Origin of the sequence: Pseudoalteromonas sp. SG41-1 (assembly GCF_014164575.1) — a bacterium.
Lineage (GTDB): Bacteria > Pseudomonadota > Gammaproteobacteria > Enterobacterales > Alteromonadaceae > Pseudoalteromonas > Pseudoalteromonas rhizosphaerae.
Genome location: NZ_JACJFL010000025.1, coordinates 42,629 through 62,720 on the forward strand (window position 1 = coordinate 42,629; position 20,092 = coordinate 62,720).

The window sequence follows — 20,092 nt, forward strand, 5'->3', positions numbered from 1 at the left end:
CAGCATGGTAAAGTTGCATAAGCTAATATAAGAATATTTTTCAAAGGTCATCCAGCCTCATGTTTAAAAAGCTCCGTGGTATTTTTTCAAACGATCTATCGATCGACTTGGGTACAGCCAACACCCTTATTTATGTTAAAGACGAAGGCATTGTCCTTAATGAACCATCAGTAGTTGCGATCCGTCAAGAACGCGCTGGTGGACCTAAAAGTGTAGCCTCAGTAGGGACTGAAGCAAAGCAAATGCTTGGTCGAACGCCTGGTAATATCAAAGCCATTCGGCCAATGAAAGACGGTGTAATTGCTGATTTTTATGTAACTGAAAAAATGTTACAACACTTTATTAAACAAGTGCATAACAATAACTTTTTACGTCCAAGTCCGCGTGTGCTTATTTGCGTACCATGCGGTGCTACGCAAGTAGAAAAACGCGCAATTCGTGAGTCGGCTATGGGCGCAGGTGCGCGTGAAGTTTATTTAATTGAAGAGCCAATGGCTGCGGCAATCGGTGCAGGTTTACCGGTATCAGAAGCAACAGGTTCAATGGTTGTAGATATCGGCGGTGGTACCACTGAAGTTGCAATTATTTCACTAAACGGCGTGGTGTACTCATCATCTGTTCGTATTGGTGGGGATAAGTTTGATGAAGCAATTATCAACTATGTACGTCGTAATTTTGGTAGTTTAATTGGTGAAGCAACGGCTGAAAACATTAAACATCAAATTGGTTCTGCGTTTAAAACAGATGAGCCAATTGAGATTGAAGTACGTGGCCGTAACCTTGCCGAAGGTGTTCCGCGTTCATTTACGCTTAATTCACATGAAATATTAGAAGCCTTGCAAGAGCCATTAATGGGGATTGTTAGTGCGGTAATGGTTGCCCTTGAGCAATCGCCACCAGAGCTGGCGTCAGATATATCAGCCAAAGGCATGGTATTAACAGGTGGTGGTGCATTACTTAAAGATTTAGACCGTTTATTAATGGAAGAGACCGGCATTCCTGTTGTGGTTGCTGATGATCCATTAACGTGCGTTGCGCGTGGCGGCGGTAAGGCACTTGAGATGATTGATATGCATGGTGGTGATGTATTTAGTTACGACTAATGAAGTTAATGTTCGGGCGTGCCATTTCTTTGCAGCTGCGACTTTTTGTCGCAGTGCTTTTGAGTATCGTGTTGATCGTAGGCGATCGTTATACGCAAGGTGGCACCACAGTACGCACTAGTTTAAACACCTTAGTTAGTCCGTTATTGTATTTAGCCAATTTACCTTATGAAGTATTTAGCCTCGGGGCTAAAAGCTTACACACGCGCGATCAATTATTAACTGAAAACGAAGCCCTCAAGAAAAAACAATTACTGCAAAGCGAACAGCTTCAGCAATATCAATTCTTAAACAAAGAAAATCAAAAGCTACGCGCGTTACTTGGTTCTTCTGCTAAGCAGTCAAATCGTAAAATTATTGCTCAAGTTCTCTCTGTTCATTCAAATCCTTATAGCCATCAAGTGGTGATCAATCGTGGCACGATAGATGGCATCAGTGAAGGCCAAGCGGTGATTGATGAGATGGGGGTCGTCGGACAACTTACCAAAGTAGGCTCAACGACGTCTCGGGTGTTACTGATGACCGACACAACCCATGCCACACCAGTACGTATTTTACGTAATGATGTGCGTACCGTGGTTGAAGGGATTGGTAAAATTAATTTAGTTAAACTCTCCCATGTACCCCATAGTTTAGATGTACGGATTGGTGATGTGCTAGTGACATCAGGACTTGGAGGCACTTTTCCTGAGGGCTACCCGGTTGCTGTGGTAACTGAAATTAATCGCGATGAGGGCCGCCCGTTTGCTCAAGTATACGCCGAGCCGATAGCTCAGTTAGATCGTATTCGCTTATTAGTGATCTTATGGCGTAATCAGCAGGAAACTATCAGCAATGAATAGTCGTTACTTCTTATTGATCACCGTGAGTATTTTCTTTGCGTTGATCATGGCTTTGATGCCATTGCCTTTTTCGTTTGAACCCTTTCGCCCTGACTGGGTGTTATTAGTATTAATGTACTGGTCTTTAGCTGTTCCACATCGATTAAATATTGGTACGGCTTGGGTAGTTGGCTTGCTGATTGATTTAGCCACAGGGTCACCGCTGGGAATTAATTCACTCACTTACTCAATTTGTATTTTTGTAACCGCAAGTAACTTTCAAAAAATTCGTAATTTTTCAATTTGGCAGCAAGCGATACTCGTGGGCTTATTTTTAACCCTATATCACTTAATGCAATTTTGGCTTAATCACTTTTTAATGGACGTTTATTTCAACCCGCAGTATTTATGGCCGGTCGTGACTGGCATGTTAAGTTGGCCTTGGATTTTCTTATTGCTACGTAAATATCGCCGTCATTTCAGGATCAGGTAATGCAAACTGCCATTTATTTAGCGTCAGCTTCTCCTCGGCGCAAAGAATTACTAACTCAACTTGGTATCGAATTTTCACAATTTAGTGTTGATGCTGATGAAAGCCAGCTAGCAGACGAAACTCCCCTTGAACTTGTTGAGCGTTTAGCGCGTCTAAAAGCTCAAACCGGTGTTGCTATGGGGTATACAGATCGCCCCGTACTCGGCAGTGATACCGTAGTGGTCATAGATAATCAGTCACTAGGTAAACCCCGTGATAAAACTGACTTTATGGCAACCCTAAAACGTTTATCTGGGCGCAGTCATCAAGTGTTAACGGCAATTGCATTTGCTACTGAACACAAGGTCATGAGTTGTGTAGTAACCACGCAAGTGAGTTTTAAAACACTCTCAGAACAAGAATTAGCAGCATATTGGCAAACTGGTGAACCACAAGACAAAGCCGGTGGCTATGGTATACAAGGACTCGGTGGGCGCTTTGTTACTAATATTTCCGGTAGCTATTTTGCGGTAGTAGGCTTACCTTTATATGAATGCGAAAAATTATTAAGCGAATTCCTAAGTAGGTAACATGAGTATAGAATTACTGATCAACGTCACCCCGAGTGAAAGCCGTGTTGCCCTGATTGAAAACGGTGTATTACAAGAAATTCAACTAGAGCGTATTGGCAATTTAGGTATCGTCGGTAATATTTATTTAGGTAAAATAAGCCGAGTGTTACCGGGTATGCAAGCTGCGTTTGTTGATATTGGTTTAGATAAAGCGGCTTTTTTACACGCGTCTGATATTGTAAATAGCGCCTCTATTGTTGAAGGTGTTGACGAGCAACCAATCAAAAAAGTACAAGATATTCGCGAGTTAGTGCGCCAAGGTCAATACATTATGGTGCAAGTGGTAAAAGATCCACTGGGTACTAAAGGCGCACGTTTAACAACTGACATCACCATCCCTTCTCGTTATTTAGTGTTTATGCCAGATGCCACCCATGTTGGTGTGAGTCAGCGTATAGAAACCGAAGAAGAACGCGCGCGATTGAAAAGCATTGTAGGTGAGTATGGCGATGAAGACGGCAGCTTTATAGTTCGTACTGCAGCTGAAGGTGCCAGCGAAGCTGAGTTGCGTCACGATGCCGAGTTTTTAAAAAAACTATGGAAAAAAATCGTCACTAAACGTAAGAAAACCAGCAAAGAAAGTATTTTGCATGAAGATTTAACCTTAGCATTTCGAACTCTACGAGATTACGTAGGGGAAGACATGGAACGTATTCGGGTTGACTCAAAGCTAACCTATGAAGAGCTAAAAACCTTTACCGCAGAGTTTGTACCAATCCTTTCCGATGCTTTAGAGTATTACCCAGGCGAGCGACCAATTTTTGATTTGTTTGATGTTGAAAGTGAAATACAAAAAGCCTTACATCGTAAAGTGACGTTAAAGTCAGGTGGCTATTTAATTATCGACCAAACCGAAGCGATGACCACGGTCGATGTTAATACCGGTGCCTTTGTTGGCCATCGAAATCTCGAAGAAACTATTTTTAACACCAACGTAGAAGCTACTTCTGCGATTGCCCGTCAGCTTAGGTTGCGTAACTTGGGCGGTATTATCATTATTGACTTTATTGACATGGTTAGCGAAGAGCATAAGCGCAGGGTATTGCATTCACTTGAGTCTGCACTGGGTAAAGATCGCGTTAAATCAAATATTAATGGTTTATCGGCATTAGGCTTAGTGGAAATGACCCGCAAACGTACTCGAGAAAGTCTTGAGCATATTTTATGTGATGTATGTCCGGCCTGCTCTGGGCGCGGTTCACAAAAAACCGTTGAAACCGTATGCTATGAAATACTGCGTGAAATTGTTCGAGTAAACCGTGCTTACGCGGCTGATAAATTTATGGTTTATGCAGCTCCCGCGGTAAGTGAGGCATTACTTAATGACGAGTATCATAATCTTGCAGAACTAGAGTTATTTATTGGTAAGCAAGTGAGCATTCAAACCGAAAGCCTCTACAGTCAAGAGCAGTTTGATGTGGTTATGATGTAATGAAAGCAAAGACGGTCTGTTTTTTTTGTATCCGTAAGTTATGGCAAGTGTTCGCCATAACGCTGGTACTGCTTGCCGTTGTTGTTTCGGTTTTAAAATATACCCTGCCGTATGCCAATGACTATAAAGGTGACCTTGAAAGTTATCTATATGATAAGTTTGCGGTTAATTTATCAATTGGGGCTATTTCTGCCAGCTGGCATGGCCAAGGCCCTTCTATTGTCTTGGAAGATATCACCTTTGAAGATAATAAAAGCTCACCCATCGCACTGACTATCGCTAAAGCTAGCCTTGAATTAAACGTCTGGGAAACCATCAAAACACGACAGTTAAAATCTAACTACTTTGTGATCAACGGTTTCCATGCTGATGTTGATATGCCGACTATGTTGCAGTCAAACAGCAGTGAGGTATCGTTTGAACAAAAAGAGCTGATTGAAGGCTTATTCTTAGGTAAAACCGGTCATTTTGCGGTTGAAAATAGTAGTCTTAATTTTATCTTGGCAGATGGCAAAGAGCGTCGGGTGATGCTTGAAGACATCGTTTGGCAAAATCAATACGAACAACACTTAGCTAGTGGTACTTTAGCATTGCCCGGGATTTCAGTGGGTACATTTGATGCTCGCTTGGCATTAACCGGATCGACGCTAGAAACCATGCTGGGTGATATTTATGTGCAAGCAAATAATGTTGATGTGTCGAAATGGCTGGCTCAGTATATTAATGCTAGTAAAGAGCAGCTCAATTCTGACATTAACTTAGAATCATGGTTGAGTATTGAAAAAGGCCTGATCAAAGATGTCACAGTTAAATGGTTGCCAAGCTTTATTAATTGGCAGCAAGATACAAAAAGTCATCAATTTAGTTTAAGTGAAGGGGGTTTTAGCCTTTACCCTTGGCAGCAAGGTTGGCGGTTAAAAAGTTCAGGGGTGCGGCTCTCAAACGATCAACAGCATTGGCCTGACTTTCAATTTGAAGCACAGCTGGATAACAAGCAACAACAAATTTGGTTGCAAGAACTCGATTTTGATTTGGTTACAAGGTTAGCCCAGTTAAGTGATTTTGCTGAATTAGAGCCGCTGTTAAGTCGTCAACCCAGTGGTCAAGTTAAGCGCGCTTATGTGCAATTTACATCAACACAGCAATGGCAATTATGGTTTGAAGCCCAGCAATTGGGCTGGCTTGCAGAGCAAGGTGTGCCCGGTGTGCAGGGCTTACTTGTCGATGGTTTGTTAAATCAAGATAGTGGTCGTATTAATCTGTTTGGCGAAAATAGCGAGTTACTTACCGCTGATACTTTTAGCCAGCCAATCAAATATAACCAACTGAATATGCAAATTGATTTAGCCAATAGTGAGCAAGGTTGGCAGATCAGCAGTGATAATATGTGGCTTGATAATGATGAGGTCACTGTTGCAGCCGAAATGAAGCTTAGCTTAGACGAACAGCCTCGGCTTGATTTATATGCAGAAGCATTTGCACCAGATGCCAGTGTTGCCAGCCATTATTTCCCACGCCCTGTGATGACTAAAAATTTAGTTGATTACTTAACTGGGGCTATTAAAGGTGGTGAACTTACGCAAACACAAGTGCTGTTTTCTGGGCCGTTAACGGGCTTTCCGTTTGCCGATAATTCAGGACAGTTTGAAGTATTAGCGCAGGTAGATAACGCCAATTATCAATTTGCCCCTGATTGGCCTGCAGTAACTCAAGCGAGTGCAAAATTACATTTTGAAAATCAGCGTATGGATATTTACTCTGAGCATGGGCGGCTTGTTAACTTAGCGATCGATGATGCCGTGCATGTCAGTATTGCAGATCTAATGAACGCAGATTTACTGAGCGTAAAAATTAATAAACGTGCTGAGATGGAAACATTACTGCCGTTTTTTAAAGCAACGCCAATTGCTGAGCCACTAGCAAATGTATTTGAGGTGATCCAAGGTAACGGCGCTGCCAGCGCTGATATTGAGCTACTTGTTGATTTAAATGAGTTAGATGTAACAGCTAAAGGCATGGTTAATTTAAAAGATCTGCCAGTGTATTTAGCACAACCTGGGCTTCAGCTTGAAGGTGTTACAGGTCAGCTCTATTTTAATGATGATCAGATCACTTTAGAAAATGCTAACGCAAGTTGGTTAGGAATGCCGCTGAAAGTTAACTTTAATGGTAAAAATATTGGCCCAAACTATCGTGCTGACGTTGATATAAAAGTACAGTTAAATGCTGATACGTTAATTTCTCATGGTCAAGACTTACTAAAAGGTTACTTGCATGGTGAAAGTGAAGTGGCTATTAATCTTGCTCTAAACTTTTTAACGGACGGCTTTGATTATCGCGCTAATGTCAGCTCACAACTCGAAGGGCTCAGTAGTGAGCTGCCCGCACCATACACTAAAAGTGCCGATCAAGTATGGCCGCTAACGGCTGTTATTCAAGGTGATAATATTTCTAATTTGATCACCGCTAATATTAATAACAACTTATATTTTAATGGCATCTTAGCGAATAACGTTGGCAAACTAACCAATGCACAGTTTATTTTAGGCGAGCATGATCTGGGTTTAAACCAGCAAGACTTAAGTGTTGCAATTGATTTAGAGCAAACAGATCTATTACCTTGGCTTGGCTTGATCCAGCAGATCATCACCATCAGTCAAATAGAATCAGCTGAGCAGAGCGTACTACCGCCATTAAAAGAAGTGGTGGGTAACATTCAGCAATTAACCATTGGTGATATTGCATTTAATGATTTTGAAATGCGTTTAGCGCCGACCCCAAGTGACATGAGCTTACGGCTAAACGCCAAAGAATTACGCTCGCAAGTACTTATTCCGCTAGATAAATCAAGTCGGCCGATTCATATTGCCAGTGATTATTTACGTGTTAACTTTACCCCAACAACAGACGAATTACAGCCATCTGAAACATCTCAAGATTACACTTGGTTGAGTGACATACCGGCCATTGAATTTGAGTGTGCTGATTGTAAAGTGGCAAGCTATCAATTAGATAAAGTCAGCGCATCGCTTTATGGCGATGGTCATAAGCTCACCATATCTGAGCTGGTGGTTGATAAAGGCGAGCATGTGTTACGTGCTAAAGGGCATTGGCAAGATGGCATAAGTCAATTTAGCGGTAATATGCAAAGTGATGACATTGGTGAACTATTTGATGAATTTGATATAACCACCACAGTTAAAGATTCACCCGCAGATATTAAATTTACGCTTGCGTGGCAAGATGCGCCTTATTTATTTGATATTGCCAGCCTCAACGGTAATTTAGATTGGCGTTTAGGCGAAGGGCATTTAGCTGAGGTAAGCGATGGCGGCGCAAGGGTATTTTCGTTGCTGAGCCTGGATTCATTAGTGCGTAAGTTAAAACTCGATTTTAGAGATGTATTTTCGAAAGGTTTTTTTTATAACAGTCTGCAAGGTACCATGCAGGTAGATAAAGGCATCGCTTACACGCAAGATACGAAAATGGATGGAGTACCTGCCGATCTGACGGTTAAAGGCCATACTAACCTCAATACCATGGAAATTGATTACGATTTAGCGGTTGCACCACAAGTGACCTCAAGTATTCCGGTGATTGTCGCGTGGATGGTCAATCCGGTAACTGGGCTTGCAGCATTGGCGATAGATAAAGTACTCCACTCTGCGCGCGTTATTTCTGAGATTAATTTTAAAGTGACTGGCAGCATGACTGATCCTGTAGTGAAAGAAGTAGATCGTAAAAGTCGTGAAGTGACTCTTCCGCAAGCTGCACAAAACCAACCTCAAGCCGCCGCCTCCAGTGAGTTAATACTCAAAGATGCCGCTGTTACAGTCACCCAATAAGGCCTTAAACGATGCAAGCTATGATAGTCGCTCTACAAATGTGCTCCGGGCTGTGTGCTGATGACAACATGAATCAACTTAGGCAACAGTTAACCACGCTTCCTGCAACTCGGCCGTTACTGGTGTGTTTACCTGAAAGCTTCTTAGTGTTTGCTAATAGCGGTCATGAAACACTTGTTGTAGCAAAGCAAAGTGATGTTTATCAACAACAATTAAGTGAGTTATGTCGCCAACATGATATTTGGCTAGCAGCAGGTACTGTGCCTATTGCCACAGAGCATGACAAATACTTTGCAGCGTCTTTGCTGTTTAATGAGCAAGGTGAAGTGCTGGCCCAGTACAATAAAATGCATTTATTTGACGTTGATGTTGCTGATGGGACTGGTGCGTATCGCGAGTCTAACTTCACCGAAGCGGGCAGTGACATTGTGGTGGTCGATTCACCGTTTGGTAAAATAGGTCTTACAGTATGTTATGATCTACGCTTTAGTGGCTTATTTAGTGCTTTGCAACGAGCCGGGGCAGAGGTTATTTTAGTGCCTAGCGCATTTACTACCATAACAGGTGCAGCTCATTGGCAACCGTTATTAACGGCCAGAGCGATAGAGACGCAAAGTTATGTGATTGCTGCTGCGCAAGTAGGGCAACACGAAAATGGTCGCGCGACATACGGCCACAGTATTATTATTTCTCCTTGGGGCGACGTCCTCAGCGAGCTTGCAAATGGCATTGGGTTTATTGGTTGTCAGCCAGATCTAAACCGCTTACACGCCATTCGTCGAGATATGCCAGTGCAATCTCACCAACGATTTAGAGAGCATTTATTATGAACACGGTTGAACAGCATTTATTACACGACAGCCAGCTAAATCGAGAAGAACTCGAAAAAACGCTTGGTTTTATTCATCAGCATAAAGTTGATTACGCGGATCTTTACTTTCAATCTAGCCACCATGAATCATGGGTGCTTGAAGATGGCTTAGTAAAAGAAGGCTCGTACAACGTTGAACGCGGCGTCGGCGTACGCGCAGTTAGTGGCGAAAAAACCGGTTTTTCGTACTCTGATGCAATTAATTTAGAAGCACTTAACAAAGCCGCAACCGCTGCGCGCAGTATTGCCGAAGCAGGTGAAAGTAAAGCCATTCAGGTATTTAGTGATGTAGCAGCAAAACAGCAGTTTGCACCACTGCAGCCGATTCAAAGCATGAGTGATACCGACAAAGTAAATTTATTACGTGAGCTTGAAAATTATATTCGTGAGCTTGCTCCTGACGCAGAGCAAGTTATTAGCTCTATGTCTGCGGTGTATGAAGAAGTATTGATTGCGGCCAGCGATGGTACATTTGCCACCGATATCCGCCCATTGATCCGTTTAAATTGCTCGGTATTACTTGAAAAAGACGGCCGCCGTGAACGCGGTGGCGCAGGTGGTGGCGCACGTTTAGATTATGGTTACTTTAAAGAACTGGTGGATGGTAAACCCCGTTGGATGGAATACGCAGAAGAAGCCGTACGCCAAGCAAAAGTAAACCTTGAAGCTATTGACGCTCCAGCGGGCACGATGGAAGTGGTACTTGGCGCAGGTTGGCCAGGAGTCTTACTGCATGAAGCCGTAGGTCATGGCCTAGAAGGCGACTTTAACCGTAAAGGAGCCTCGGCATTTAGCGGTAAAGTGGGCCAAAAAGTCGCATCAGAGCTGTGTACTGTAGTTGATGACGGCACCATTGCCGATCGCCGTGGTTCACTTAATGTGGATGACGAAGGTACGCCTGCAGCGTACAACGTACTTATCGAAAACGGTATTTTAAAAGGCTACATGCAAGATAAAATGAATGCGCGTTTGATGGGCGTTAACCCAACTGGTAATGCGCGCCGTGAGTCATACGCGCATTTACCTATGCCGCGTATGACCAATACTTATATGTTAGGCGGCGAGCACAGCCAAGCCGATATTATTAGCACAGTTAAAAAAGGTATCTTCGCCCCAAACTTTGGTGGCGGCCAAGTGGATATCACCTCAGGTAAGTTTGTGTTTAGTGCCTCAGAAGCTTACTTAATTGAAAATGGTAAAATTACTCAGCCAATTAAAGGGGCAACATTAATTGGTAATGGCCCTGAGGTTATGCAACAAATCTCTATGGTAGGTAATGATTTAGCGCTTGATAAAGGCGTAGGAGTATGTGGTAAAGACGGCCAAAGTGTACCAGTAGGCGTTGGCCAGCCAAGCCTGAAAATTGATCAGTTAACGGTAGGTGGTACTGCTTAACTTTATAACTGCCAAACGCTATAAATAAAACCTTGAAAGTGCAAACTCTCAAGGTTTTATTTTGTCGGCTGCTTATTGTTTTGAGGTTAAATTTGCTGCTGAAAAAAATCCATAAATGCGGCAACTTGTCGTGGCTGAAATTGCCTTGATGGGTAAAGAAACTGTAAGCCAACTTGCTGTTTATCTTTATTACTAAAACCGAGAATATAGTCATCAAGTAGCGTCACTAAATTACCCTTAGTCAGATCATCATTAATATCTACCATTGATTTTAGAGCAATACCTGCACCGTTAATTGCCCACTGTCTGATCACTGCACCATCACTGCTACTCATAGCTACAGGTACGCGAATTACCTCGTCTTTAAAATGCCAATCATGCATCGATTGACCAAGTCTCTCCATTACTAAGCAGCGATGATTTAATAAATCGCTTGGTTGTAAAGGTTGGCCATGTATTTTTAAATATTCAGCTGAAGCACATAACACACGTTTATTGGCTTTGATCATTCGGCTAATCAAATTACTATCGGGTAAGTTTCCAAAGCGAATAGCAATATCAATGCCTTCTTCAACTAGATTAACTAAGCCATCGGTTAAATGTAGGTGTGGTTTTACTTGTGGATTCAGTGCTACAAATTTAGCTATTGCAGGGGCAACAAACTGTTTACCAAAGTCAGAGGGGGCGGTTACTTTGAGACTACCCGAAAGAGTGTTTTTACTAAGCTGAATACTTTGCTCTGCGGCATCAATTTCAGCAATCACTCTTAAACAGCCTTGAAAAAAGTGCTCTCCAGCCTCGGTTAATTTAATACTTCGAGTATTACGTATTAAGAGTCGGGTTTGATAGTGATTTTCAAGCTGGTTGATACGTGCCGTCATACTCGCAGGCGATAAACCAATTTTTCGCCCAGCTGCAGCAAGCCCGCCAGAGCGCACCACATGAACAAAAAGCTGCATATCATCAATCTTAGCCATCGTTCCTCATTCTTTATAATTCAGTATTAATGAATAGTGTTTTTGATATTAACTCAATTATCAAATTTAAGTAAATAGTTAAACTGGTTGTACTCATTATCAACAGAGAAAGTTTATGCGTTTAGATCATGTATTAATTTCTAGTTGTGATTACCAGGCGATGCGACAGTTCTTTATAAATTCAGTTGGGCTAGTTGAAGGGTATCGTCCGCCTTTCCCTTTCGAGGGGGCATGGTTATACGGCAGTGATAATGTTGCTTTGATTCATTTGGTTAATGCCACGGGTAATAAAGCGCAACAGGGTTACTTATCAGCATTAAACAGCAAAACCCAAGGCCGAGGAGTGGTAGATCACATTGCGATTCGTAGCATAGGTTATCAAGGATTGAAAAGTCGCTTAGCGCAAACAGGTATAAGCTACTTTGAGCGAACCGTGCCAGAGCTATTAGAGCAGCAAGTATTTATATCTGGACCAGAAGAGATAAAGGTCGAAATGCTATTTAGTAGTGATGAAATTTAAATTAAATCCAGATAAACATTATTTATAAGAGAGTTAGTTATGTCTATAGAATCCTTATTTGAAGCTAAAACACTCGGTGGCATGGTCACGCAAAATAGAATTGTGATGGCACCTATGACCCGTTCGCGAACTGCGCAACCGGGCGATATTCCTACTGAACTGATGGCCACTTATTATGCCCAGCGTGCTACTGCAGGGCTGATTATTTCTGAAGCAACACAAATTTCTGCTCAGGGCAAAGGTTACTCATTTACGCCAGGTATTTACACGCAAGAACAAATCGAAGGTTGGAAGCAAGTAACACAAGCTGTGCACAAAGAAGGCGGTAAAATATTTTTACAACTTTGGCACGTTGGTAGAATGTCGCACTCTTCATTTCATCATGATGGAACGCCAGTTGCCCCATCTGCACTTGCTCCAGATGCACAAGTTTGGGTGGTAGGCGATGATGGAGAAGGACGGATGCTTGACTGCCCAACCCCTCGAGCACTAAGTGTTAAAGAAATTAAAGAAATAGTAAATGATTATAAGCAAGCGGCAATTAACGCGATTGAGGCTGGTTTCGATGGCGTTGAAATACATGGAGGTAACGGGTATTTAATTGATCAGTTTTTAAGACGTTCAGCGAATAAACGCACAGATGAATATGGCGGTAGCCAAGAAAACCGTATTCGTTTTGCCTGTGAAATTATTGGCGCAATTAGTAATGCCATTGGAGCTCATAAAGTGGGTATTAGATTAGCGCCTTTTATCACTCAGCGTGGTATGGGTGATAGTGAAGCAATTGACACTATTTTATTAGCAGCAAAGCAATTTGAGCAAATTGGTATTGCGTATATTCATCTTGCCGAAGCGGACTGGGACGATGCACCCAGTGTAACACCAGAGTTTAGAGCCGCACTTCGTCAGTATTTTAGTGGCGCGATTATTGTTGCCGGTAATTATACCGAGCATTCAGGTGCGCAGCTTATTGAACAAGGTCTTGCCGATTACATTGCATTCGGTCGTCGTTTTATTGCCAACCCAGACTTACCGTATCGTATTCAAGAGCAACTGCCACTAAACACCATTACCGATGGGAGTACATTGTTTGGCGGTACAGCCAAAGGTTATACCGATTACCCAGCGTATCAAAAGTAACTTTTTTTAACTGAAAATATAAGGGCTAAAAATGGTTAATTTTTCAAACTCAGTAGTTACTTTACTGATCAGCGGGCTGTTTAGTAGTGCCAGTTTTGCGGCTGAATTTAGTTTATCGAGCCCTGATTTACAGTCAGGGCAGGCAATAAAGAGTGAGCAATATTGGAATAGCTTTGGTTGTCAGGGGAGTAATGTTAGGCCACAACTTAAATGGCAAAATGCGCCTAAGAAAGCCAAAAGCTTTGCCGTGACAGTGTATGACAATGACGCACCAACTGGCAGTGGTTTTTGGCACTGGGTAGTACATGATATTCCTCTTACTAGTAACTCACTATCTTCAACGACTTTGCCCAAAGGAGCCATTGAAGGTAATACAGATATGGGGAAGCCCGGATACCTTGGGCCATGTCCACCAGAAGGGCGCAAGCATAGCTACACCTATAAAGTGTATGCATTGGATGTAGAAAAATTAGCTGTTCCACAAGGGGCAACAAGTGCACTTACAGGGTTTTTCTTACACCAGCATTCTTTGCAAACAGCCGAGATCACAGTAACGGCAGGACCGCGTTAATTAGTTAAGGAGATAAAAATGAAGGCTTTACCTTTACTCACTCTTTTAATGGCACTGTGCAGCAGTAAGTTGTTAAATGCGGCCCCATTATCTGATAAATCAGGTTATTGGCCTGATGATGCACAATTAGTGATTTCTATTTCAATGCAATTTGAAGCAACAGCACAAGATAGCTCTGATGCAGGGCCGTTTCCTCAAATAGAGCAGGGTTATCACGATACGATTTCGCCTACTTGGTATCAGTATGGGATGAATGAAGGGATCCCACGATTACTTGATCTATGGGATAAACATAATATTAAAGTTACTTCTCATATGGTGGGTAGGGCTGTGGAATTAAATCCAGCACTTGCTAAAGAAGTGGTTTCACGAGGGCATGAAGCATCGGGTCACGGCCAAACATGGACACCACAATATTCTATGAGTGTTGAACAAGAGCGCGCTTCATATATTAAAAGTGCAGATATTATCGAAAAAGTGACAGGCATGCGGCCGGTTGGCTTTAATGCATTTTGGATGAGACACTCAAAAAATACACTTACGCTTTTGCAAGAGCTGGGGTTTATTTATCATATTGATGATCTATCGCGTGATGAGCCTTCTTTTACACCAGTAAATAATAAGCCTTTTGTGGTTGTACCTTATACTTTTCGTAATAACGACATTGTGCGCTATTCAGGAAGCACTGCAATGACGGCCCAAGCCTACTTACAAGAGTTAAAAGATGAGTTTGACGTGTTATACGCTGAAGGAAAACACAGAAGACGAATGATGTCGATTAGTGCTCATGACCGTATTGCAGGAACGCCTGCACGAGTAAAAGCGCTTGATGATTTTATCCAGTATGCAAAACAGCATACTGGTGTTAAGTTCATGCGAAAAGATAACATAGCCCGTTGGATAATGAAGCAAAATAATGTGCCTACTAATCCAGCACGTACATTTAAATAGAGGAGCCTGATATGTGGTCATTTATTAAACGTTATAAATATGTGGTTGGTTGTTTGTTTTTGAGTCTATTGTGCGCTATTAGTTTCTATTTACAAGGTGGTTACATTGATGAGAATGGCATGTTAGTGGAAGCGTTTTTCTTAATACCATTATCTTGGCTTTTTTTTGTACTTTCTGTAATTGTATTTTTAATCATGAAGTTACAAGGAAGGAAAGTGATAATTAAAAGGTAAAACATCTAGTTACACTTATATTGTTCACTTTATTTAAAAAGTGCTACAAAGTAGGTACTTGAATAACCCCTGATACTTTAGGAAGTGAAATGTCTCATCGTTTTTTATGTTTGTTGCTTTTGATATTGTTATCAGGGTGTACTTCTTTATCTCAACAAGAGTGCGCAGAAGCTAATTGGCAGCAGTTAGGTTATAGCCATGGCCAACAAGGCTATACATATGAGCGAGGCGAAGAAATCATAGCCACTTGTCGTGAATTTGGTATTACCGCGCAGTTAAATGAGTATCAGGCAAGTTACCAGCAAGGCCTTGCTGTGTATTGTGAACCTGAAAATGGCTTTACCCTAGGTTTACGAGGCGATGCGTATAACGGGGTTTGTAATGACACACAGTTTAGAAAAGCATGGCAAGAGGGTAACGAGCGTTATCAATTTGAAGCAAGGAAAGCCGAGATAGATGATCGACTTAATAATATTAATTGGCGGTTGCAATCTATTAGTAATGAATTAGCGAGAGATAAACCGTCAAGTAGTCAAAATAAAGAGTTACGCCGAGAAAGAGAACAGTTGGAGAGAGAGCGTCGTGATTTAAGAAAAGAAAAAGCACTTCTGCCATTACTCAACAAGTTTCCTTCATGGAATTTTGAGTATGAACTATAATTTATAACGTATTCTTTTACGGTGATTAATATGAAAGTAATGTCAATTTTAATAACACTTCTGCTCCTCAGTGGGTGTGCGTCACAGGAAATGCCAGACGGATATAGCAATGAGGTGTTTGCTGAGCATGAGTGCTTAGGTGGTGAAGTTGAGACAGACTATAACTATACAATCTTTAGTTCTGACGAAGATGAAAGTAATAAGAGCACGGTTCAATCAACTTGTCAGCCAGTAAAAACTGAAACTGAGTTTGAGCGAGATATTAGATCGGGAGGCTAGCGTTAAAAGCTTAACTCACTTCAGTTTTAATCAAGTGAGTTAAACTATGTCCATATAGTGGCATATTCTTATTATATGTGAGAGTTACTGCTTTGTTGTTTTGCAGCTTCACTGTACCAAAGCTCCATAAAAAAGGCAGTTAGCTTATGCTCTATTCCCAGCGCCTTGTCAGTGGGACAGAATAAAGTGAAGCTGGCTTTAAACTCGCCTAATTCGGTGGTGCTAAAGTGTATTTCAGGCTCAGGGCCAGAAATTTTTGCATCTAATTTTCTTTCGATAATCGAATTATAACGACCAGCCACATCTTGAAACTCTTCACAATATTGCTTCGCTTTCGTGGTTAGAGTTTCGTAAATTGGATACGGATTAAAACTTTCTTTACGCACAATACTAAAGTGATGAGTGGTAAAACGTTTTACAAAGTTTAAGTTTTTAATCGGGTTAGTGATCAGTTTATTATTCGGAATATAAATAGTTTTGCGAGAAAACTGATAGGTGTGCATGTCAATTTCATGCATGGTGGTTTTGATCCAATCAGTTTCTGCTATTTCACCATAATATTCACCAACCTGCACCCAGTCGCCAACCCGAAACGGACGGGTAGTGACTAAATAGAAAAAGCCAATTATACATTGAATAAACTCTCTGGTCGCAAATACAATAGCCACTGCAAATGCCGCGATCGACAGCGCAAAGTTCTGGATTTCAGTAGACCATACAAATAGCAGTAATAGCACCGTTGCTAGGTTAATAGAGTGCTTAATATTGTGCGAAATATAGCGAATATCTTTTTCTTTTTTTTCTGCTTTATGGCGCGCAAATCTGTCAACCAGCGCCTTAAGAGTAAACGCAATAGTGATCATTGCTAGTGAAATAAGTACCGGATGGAGCAGTAAATCTTTGTTCATAAATTCCTAATTGATGGAGCGTTAATAAAAAATAACACGCGACCATACTAACTAAATTTTGCAGATTTAACCACGGTAGAACAGTAATAAAGGGGCAAAACCGTTATATGTTTTATCAACTAACTAGCATCCAAAGACCCGCTGTTATCATAAATAGATTCTCGGTTAATGAGATAAAACCTAGCGGTACATTGCTGTTGCCACCGACGCACGCGCACTTGAGTTCACGTTTATCTATATATACAGCTTTAAATACTGATACCGCACCAATACCACCAATAAATAACGAGAACGGCGCCACCGCTAAGGCCGGAAGTTTGGCCACCATCCCGATGGCAACATAGGCTTCAATAAAAGGATAAACATAAGCATAAGGCACAACGCGCATGGCAAGTAAGTCATAGGTAATAAATGAGTTTGAAAAGCTATATAAATCTTGTAGCTTTTGAATTGCTAACACCGCCATCGACAGTGCAATAAACAGCATTAAGTTTTGCATAGACAATAAAGCGTCGCCATTGGCATAGCTAAACCCGCGGCTGAGTAATAGTGTGACTGCAAAAATAGCTAACACTGGCGTGTAAGTTGTGCCTTGTTGACCCGCTTTGGTCAGATTGAAAAAATCGCGCAAATCATCGTACCCACCTATACGTTTATCATCAATAAAGGTTTGTGGGGTGGTTTTTACATCATGCTGTTGTTTGAAGTCATCGGTTTGTTTGCGGCTAGTAAGGTGGCGATCATCAACATCGTAGCCATTACGCGCTAACAAATCTTTTGATTTTAACCCGAACGGGCAAATATGCTCATCGGTTACCATGCGATATAAAATTGCTGACTTAGACACAGTGCCTCCTTGTAAAAATGTAAAGCCGACTACGTAATCATTACCGAATTACGCAGTAAACATAAACAAAATGTGCTTGTTATTCAGTGTTATTAAGTGAATACAAGGTTTGTGCCAGCTAATAATAATTACTTGGTCATGCTTAAAACAACATCCATAACTGGATCATGCCATGCTAAATAATCATGGGTGTAAAAACCTTGCAACAGAGCTGCAAGGTTTCGTGGCGACCTTAATGTAGCGACTGTTTAGGCCTGCATAAAACGCGGCAATGTTAGTTACCAGGCATAGGGATATAACCAGGTAGCTGCTCAATTCTCTTCATCCACGCTTTAATATGCGGGTATTTATCTACCTCAACATCTCCTTCATGGGCGATGGATATATAAGGATAAATTGCACACTCGGCGATAGTCGGGCGATTCGCTGCTAACCAATGGTTATTCATAAGGTGAGAATCGATTAATGTAAGTATTTTATTTGATTGCAGCACACATTGAGTATGATCATACTCGGCCGCAAACTTTTTAATTAACCGAGCTTTATTCGGTCCATGTTGTATTTCATTAGCCGCGACAGACAACCATTGCATAACGTCTGCTTGTAAATGCGCTTCACTAGGCCACCATGCTTCACCGCCATATTTATTGGCAAGATAAACTAATATCGCTTGCCCATCTCTTAACACTATATTGCCATCTTCAAGTATTGGGATTTCTCCCCAAGGGTTTAATTTCATTAATTTACTTTGCTTATGCTCGCCTTGCATAAAGTTAACAGGAATAATATTTAATGGTGTATGGATCAGTGAGGCAAATAACCTTACTTTGTAACAGTTGCCTGATAACTCTAAATCATATAATTTCATTTTTTGTCTCCTCTGATAATAATTGATTGAACTCAAGAACGTTCCCATCAGGATCACGGATAAATAAAGCGATTCTTCTCGGGCCGAGTTTTTTTGGTCCCTCAGTGATTGTGAGCCCTTCTTTAGATAACCAAACTTGAAATTCATTAATGTTATTAATAATGAATGCAGGATGCGTGATCCCTGGTTTTTTTATCGGCTCATCAAGGAGTGTGTTCTTTTGCCCTGTTATTTTTGCACCATTAAAAATAAGATTAATGCGAACACCGCCCGCTGTAATCATCTCATTCGCTTCGCCTTCTGCAATGCGATAGGTTTCTTTGAATCCAAGGCGTTCATAAAAGTGGACTGATTTTTGTCTATTGCTGACTCGAATACCAACATGATCATAGGCAAGAGCTGCTTGAGGGTTTACAGGAGATAAAGTGTTCATAGAGTATGTTTCCTATCTTTATTTGATAGCGACACTATGACATTTTGTTATTTAAAAGATAATACGGTAAATTTGATAAGGATATTTTCAATAAATGAGATAATCAATGGACAAGTTACAAGCAATATCTATGTTAATTAAGGTTGTGGAAGTTGGTAGTTTTTCTGCGGCAAGTAAAGAGCTAAATGTTCCTTTGCCAACCCTGAGCCGAAAAATATCGGAACTTGAGAACCAGCTCGGTGTGCGTCTATTACATAGAACAACGAGAAAGTTATCGTTAACGGACTTTGGGGCAAATTATATTCGTGCTTGTAAAGCAATTATCGAGCAAGTTGAAGAGGCCGAACAAGGGGTAAAAGGTGAATATTCAGAGCCTAAAGGGGAGTTGGTCATCACCGCACCAGTGATGTTTGGAAGATTATATGTATTGCCAATTGTTACTGAGTTTTTGTCCTTATATTCCAGCATAAATGTGCAGTTAATTTTGTCGGATGGAAATATTAATCTGTTTGATAATGATGTTGATATGGCTGTTAGAATTGGTGCGCTACCAAATAGCTCAATGATAGCCACTCAAGTAGGAGAAATTCGGGTGGTAACCTGTGCAAGCCCATCGATTTTAGCTGCCCATAAAACGTTAAAAACACCGGCTGATTTAACTCACTACCCGTGTATATCACTAAATACGGCGATGACAACCCCACCTTGGAGTTACCTTGTTCCGGATTCTACAATTGCTTTTAATGTAAATATATCATCGCGATTAACGATTACGGATAGTAAATCAGCTGTTACTGCTGCTATAAATTCAGTAGGGGTAACCCAGCAGCTACATTACCAAGTTAAAGATGCACTTGAGCAAGGCGCGCTTGAGGTCATATTAGCTGAATTTGAACCCGCGAAAGTTCCTGTGCATTTACTGCATAAATCTCGAAAATATATGCCACAAAAAATGAAAAGCTTTTTAGATTTCGCATCACCAAGATTAAAAAGCAAAATTGATGAATTAGCTTTGTAGGTATTGATAGTAAGTAAAGTCACCAGCCAAAACGAAAAAACCTTGCAGCGTTAACTGCAAGGTTTTATCTTTTTAGCCTTTAGCCTTTAGCCTTTAGCCTTTAGCCTTTAGCCTTTA

The 20,092-nt window shown here is 41.3% G+C and carries 21 protein-coding genes; 16 read left to right on the top strand and 5 right to left on the bottom strand.

Annotation, left to right across the window (positions count from 1 at the left end):
• Window positions 1–59 precede the first annotated feature (59 nt).
• From H5203_RS14060 to tldD, 8 genes are read left to right on the top strand one after another with little or no spacing between them, the layout of a single operon-like run.
• A complete protein-coding gene (locus tag H5203_RS14060; protein WP_145238587.1) occupies window positions 60–1,103 on the top strand; it encodes a rod shape-determining protein in 1,044 nt (347 codons plus the stop codon).
• Entirely contained in the window at window positions 1,103–1,945 is an 843-nt protein-coding gene (gene mreC, locus H5203_RS14065; protein WP_182717725.1) for a rod shape-determining protein MreC, read from the top strand. The genes H5203_RS14060 and mreC overlap by 1 nt, the downstream gene beginning before the upstream one ends.
• The gene (gene mreD, locus H5203_RS14070) at window positions 1,938–2,417 is read left to right on the top strand and encodes a rod shape-determining protein MreD (protein WP_145238590.1); all 480 of its coding nucleotides are present in this window, start codon (window positions 1,938–1,940) and stop codon (window positions 2,415–2,417) included. Before mreC ends, mreD begins: the two co-directional genes overlap by 8 nt.
• Window positions 2,417–2,986 carry a nucleoside triphosphate pyrophosphatase gene (locus H5203_RS14075; RefSeq protein WP_145238593.1) on the top strand — a complete coding sequence of 190 codons (570 nt, stop codon included), beginning with the start codon at window positions 2,417–2,419 and terminating at the stop codon, window positions 2,984–2,986. Before mreD ends, H5203_RS14075 begins: the two co-directional genes overlap by 1 nt.
• Before the next feature lies 1 nt (window position 2,987).
• Complete coding sequence (gene rng, locus H5203_RS14080; protein ID WP_145238597.1) at window positions 2,988–4,460, top strand: ribonuclease G; 1,473 nt, start codon at window positions 2,988–2,990, stop codon at window positions 4,458–4,460.
• A complete protein-coding gene (locus tag H5203_RS14085; protein WP_182819881.1) occupies window positions 4,460–8,305 on the top strand; it encodes a YhdP family protein in 3,846 nt (1,281 codons plus the stop codon). The genes rng and H5203_RS14085 overlap by 1 nt, the downstream gene beginning before the upstream one ends.
• A gap of 20 nt (window positions 8,306–8,325) precedes the next feature.
• On the top strand, window positions 8,326–9,135 hold the full coding sequence (locus H5203_RS14090) for a carbon-nitrogen hydrolase family protein (RefSeq protein WP_145238760.1): 810 nt from the start codon (window positions 8,326–8,328) through the stop codon (window positions 9,133–9,135).
• Complete coding sequence (gene tldD / locus H5203_RS14095) at window positions 9,132–10,571, top strand: metalloprotease TldD (RefSeq protein ID WP_182757934.1); 1,440 nt, start codon at window positions 9,132–9,134, stop codon at window positions 10,569–10,571. The genes H5203_RS14090 and tldD overlap by 4 nt, the downstream gene beginning before the upstream one ends.
• Window positions 10,572–10,657: 86 nt before the next feature.
• Here tldD and H5203_RS14100 read toward each other — a convergent pair whose 3' ends face one another.
• On the bottom strand, window positions 10,658–11,548 hold the full coding sequence (locus H5203_RS14100; RefSeq protein ID WP_054202525.1) for a LysR family transcriptional regulator: 891 nt from the start codon (window positions 11,546–11,548) through the stop codon (window positions 10,658–10,660).
• A 115-nt stretch (window positions 11,549–11,663) separates the two neighbouring features.
• Between H5203_RS14100 and H5203_RS14105 the strand changes: the two genes are divergently transcribed.
• From H5203_RS14105 to H5203_RS14135, 7 genes are all read left to right on the top strand, one after another.
• Window positions 11,664–12,068 (top strand): lactoylglutathione lyase, encoded by a 405-nt coding sequence (locus tag H5203_RS14105; protein ID WP_182819882.1) that lies wholly within the window; start codon window positions 11,664–11,666, stop codon window positions 12,066–12,068.
• A gap of 39 nt (window positions 12,069–12,107) precedes the next feature.
• Window positions 12,108–13,208, top strand: coding sequence for an alkene reductase (locus H5203_RS14110; RefSeq protein WP_145238611.1), 1,101 nt, complete (start codon window positions 12,108–12,110; stop codon window positions 13,206–13,208).
• Between the two features lie 31 nt (window positions 13,209–13,239).
• Window positions 13,240–13,779, top strand: a complete 540-nt coding sequence (locus tag H5203_RS14115) for a YbhB/YbcL family Raf kinase inhibitor-like protein (RefSeq protein WP_145238615.1) — start codon at window positions 13,240–13,242, stop codon at window positions 13,777–13,779.
• Between the two features lie 48 nt (window positions 13,780–13,827).
• Window positions 13,828–14,730, top strand: coding sequence for a polysaccharide deacetylase family protein (locus tag H5203_RS14120; protein WP_310736488.1), 903 nt, complete (start codon window positions 13,828–13,830; stop codon window positions 14,728–14,730).
• A gap of 11 nt (window positions 14,731–14,741) precedes the next feature.
• On the top strand, window positions 14,742–14,963 hold the full coding sequence (locus H5203_RS14125) for a DUF3955 domain-containing protein (protein WP_145238621.1): 222 nt from the start codon (window positions 14,742–14,744) through the stop codon (window positions 14,961–14,963).
• Between the two features lie 89 nt (window positions 14,964–15,052).
• On the top strand, window positions 15,053–15,622 hold the full coding sequence (locus tag H5203_RS14130; RefSeq protein WP_182819883.1) for a DUF2799 domain-containing protein: 570 nt from the start codon (window positions 15,053–15,055) through the stop codon (window positions 15,620–15,622).
• A 30-nt stretch (window positions 15,623–15,652) separates the two neighbouring features.
• Complete coding sequence (locus H5203_RS14135; RefSeq protein WP_182767977.1) at window positions 15,653–15,901, top strand: hypothetical protein; 249 nt, start codon at window positions 15,653–15,655, stop codon at window positions 15,899–15,901.
• Window positions 15,902–15,972: 71 nt separating this feature from the next.
• Here H5203_RS14135 and H5203_RS14140 read toward each other — a convergent pair whose 3' ends face one another.
• From H5203_RS14140 to H5203_RS14155, 4 genes are all read right to left on the bottom strand, one after another.
• Window positions 15,973–16,809: a mechanosensitive ion channel family protein gene (locus H5203_RS14140; RefSeq protein ID WP_145238627.1), complete on the bottom strand. Its 837-nt coding sequence runs from the start codon at window positions 16,807–16,809 to the stop codon at window positions 15,973–15,975.
• A gap of 115 nt (window positions 16,810–16,924) precedes the next feature.
• Complete coding sequence (locus H5203_RS14145; protein ID WP_182819884.1) at window positions 16,925–17,656, bottom strand: MauE/DoxX family redox-associated membrane protein; 732 nt, start codon at window positions 17,654–17,656, stop codon at window positions 16,925–16,927.
• A gap of 274 nt (window positions 17,657–17,930) precedes the next feature.
• Window positions 17,931–18,524 (bottom strand): glutathione S-transferase family protein, encoded by a 594-nt coding sequence (locus H5203_RS14150; RefSeq protein ID WP_149982656.1) that lies wholly within the window; start codon window positions 18,522–18,524, stop codon window positions 17,931–17,933.
• The gene (locus tag H5203_RS14155) at window positions 18,511–18,957 is read right to left on the bottom strand and encodes a VOC family protein (RefSeq protein ID WP_145238636.1); all 447 of its coding nucleotides are present in this window, start codon (window positions 18,955–18,957) and stop codon (window positions 18,511–18,513) included. The genes H5203_RS14150 and H5203_RS14155 overlap by 14 nt, the downstream gene beginning before the upstream one ends.
• A 106-nt stretch (window positions 18,958–19,063) precedes the next feature.
• On the opposite strand from H5203_RS14155, the gene H5203_RS14160 reads away from it, so the two are divergent.
• Complete coding sequence (locus H5203_RS14160; RefSeq protein ID WP_182819885.1) at window positions 19,064–19,975, top strand: LysR family transcriptional regulator; 912 nt, start codon at window positions 19,064–19,066, stop codon at window positions 19,973–19,975.
• Window positions 19,976–20,092: the final 117 nt, after the last annotated feature.

What these genes read in the sequence shown, in the direction of transcription:
- H5203_RS14075 (WP_145238593.1), top strand. Translation starts at nt 2,417, where the DNA reads ATGCAAACTGCCATTTATTTAGCGTCAGCTTCTCCTCGGCGCAAAGAA.
- H5203_RS14150 (WP_149982656.1), bottom strand. Translation starts at nt 18,524, where the DNA reads ATGAAATTATATGATTTAGAGTTATCAGGCAACTGTTACAAAGTAAGG.
- H5203_RS14090 (WP_145238760.1), top strand. Translation starts at nt 8,326, where the DNA reads ATGATAGTCGCTCTACAAATGTGCTCCGGGCTGTGTGCTGATGACAAC.
- H5203_RS14115 (WP_145238615.1), top strand. Translation starts at nt 13,240, where the DNA reads ATGGTTAATTTTTCAAACTCAGTAGTTACTTTACTGATCAGCGGGCTG.
- H5203_RS14155 (WP_145238636.1), bottom strand. Translation starts at nt 18,957, where the DNA reads ATGAACACTTTATCTCCTGTAAACCCTCAAGCAGCTCTTGCCTATGAT.
- H5203_RS14140 (WP_145238627.1), bottom strand. Translation starts at nt 16,809, where the DNA reads ATGAACAAAGATTTACTGCTCCATCCGGTACTTATTTCACTAGCAATG.
- H5203_RS14105 (WP_182819882.1), top strand. Translation starts at nt 11,664, where the DNA reads ATGCGTTTAGATCATGTATTAATTTCTAGTTGTGATTACCAGGCGATG.
- H5203_RS14125 (WP_145238621.1), top strand. Translation starts at nt 14,742, where the DNA reads ATGTGGTCATTTATTAAACGTTATAAATATGTGGTTGGTTGTTTGTTT.
- tldD (WP_182757934.1), top strand. Translation starts at nt 9,132, where the DNA reads ATGAACACGGTTGAACAGCATTTATTACACGACAGCCAGCTAAATCGA.
- H5203_RS14130 (WP_182819883.1), top strand. Translation starts at nt 15,053, where the DNA reads ATGTCTCATCGTTTTTTATGTTTGTTGCTTTTGATATTGTTATCAGGG.
- H5203_RS14060 (WP_145238587.1), top strand. Translation starts at nt 60, where the DNA reads ATGTTTAAAAAGCTCCGTGGTATTTTTTCAAACGATCTATCGATCGAC.
- H5203_RS14120 (WP_310736488.1), top strand. Translation starts at nt 13,828, where the DNA reads ATGGCACTGTGCAGCAGTAAGTTGTTAAATGCGGCCCCATTATCTGAT.
- rng (WP_145238597.1), top strand. Translation starts at nt 2,988, where the DNA reads ATGAGTATAGAATTACTGATCAACGTCACCCCGAGTGAAAGCCGTGTT.
- H5203_RS14100 (WP_054202525.1), bottom strand. Translation starts at nt 11,548, where the DNA reads ATGGCTAAGATTGATGATATGCAGCTTTTTGTTCATGTGGTGCGCTCT.
- mreC (WP_182717725.1), top strand. Translation starts at nt 1,103, where the DNA reads ATGAAGTTAATGTTCGGGCGTGCCATTTCTTTGCAGCTGCGACTTTTT.
- H5203_RS14110 (WP_145238611.1), top strand. Translation starts at nt 12,108, where the DNA reads ATGTCTATAGAATCCTTATTTGAAGCTAAAACACTCGGTGGCATGGTC.
- H5203_RS14135 (WP_182767977.1), top strand. Translation starts at nt 15,653, where the DNA reads ATGAAAGTAATGTCAATTTTAATAACACTTCTGCTCCTCAGTGGGTGT.
- mreD (WP_145238590.1), top strand. Translation starts at nt 1,938, where the DNA reads ATGAATAGTCGTTACTTCTTATTGATCACCGTGAGTATTTTCTTTGCG.
- H5203_RS14160 (WP_182819885.1), top strand. Translation starts at nt 19,064, where the DNA reads ATGGACAAGTTACAAGCAATATCTATGTTAATTAAGGTTGTGGAAGTT.
- H5203_RS14085 (WP_182819881.1), top strand. Translation starts at nt 4,460, where the DNA reads ATGAAAGCAAAGACGGTCTGTTTTTTTTGTATCCGTAAGTTATGGCAA.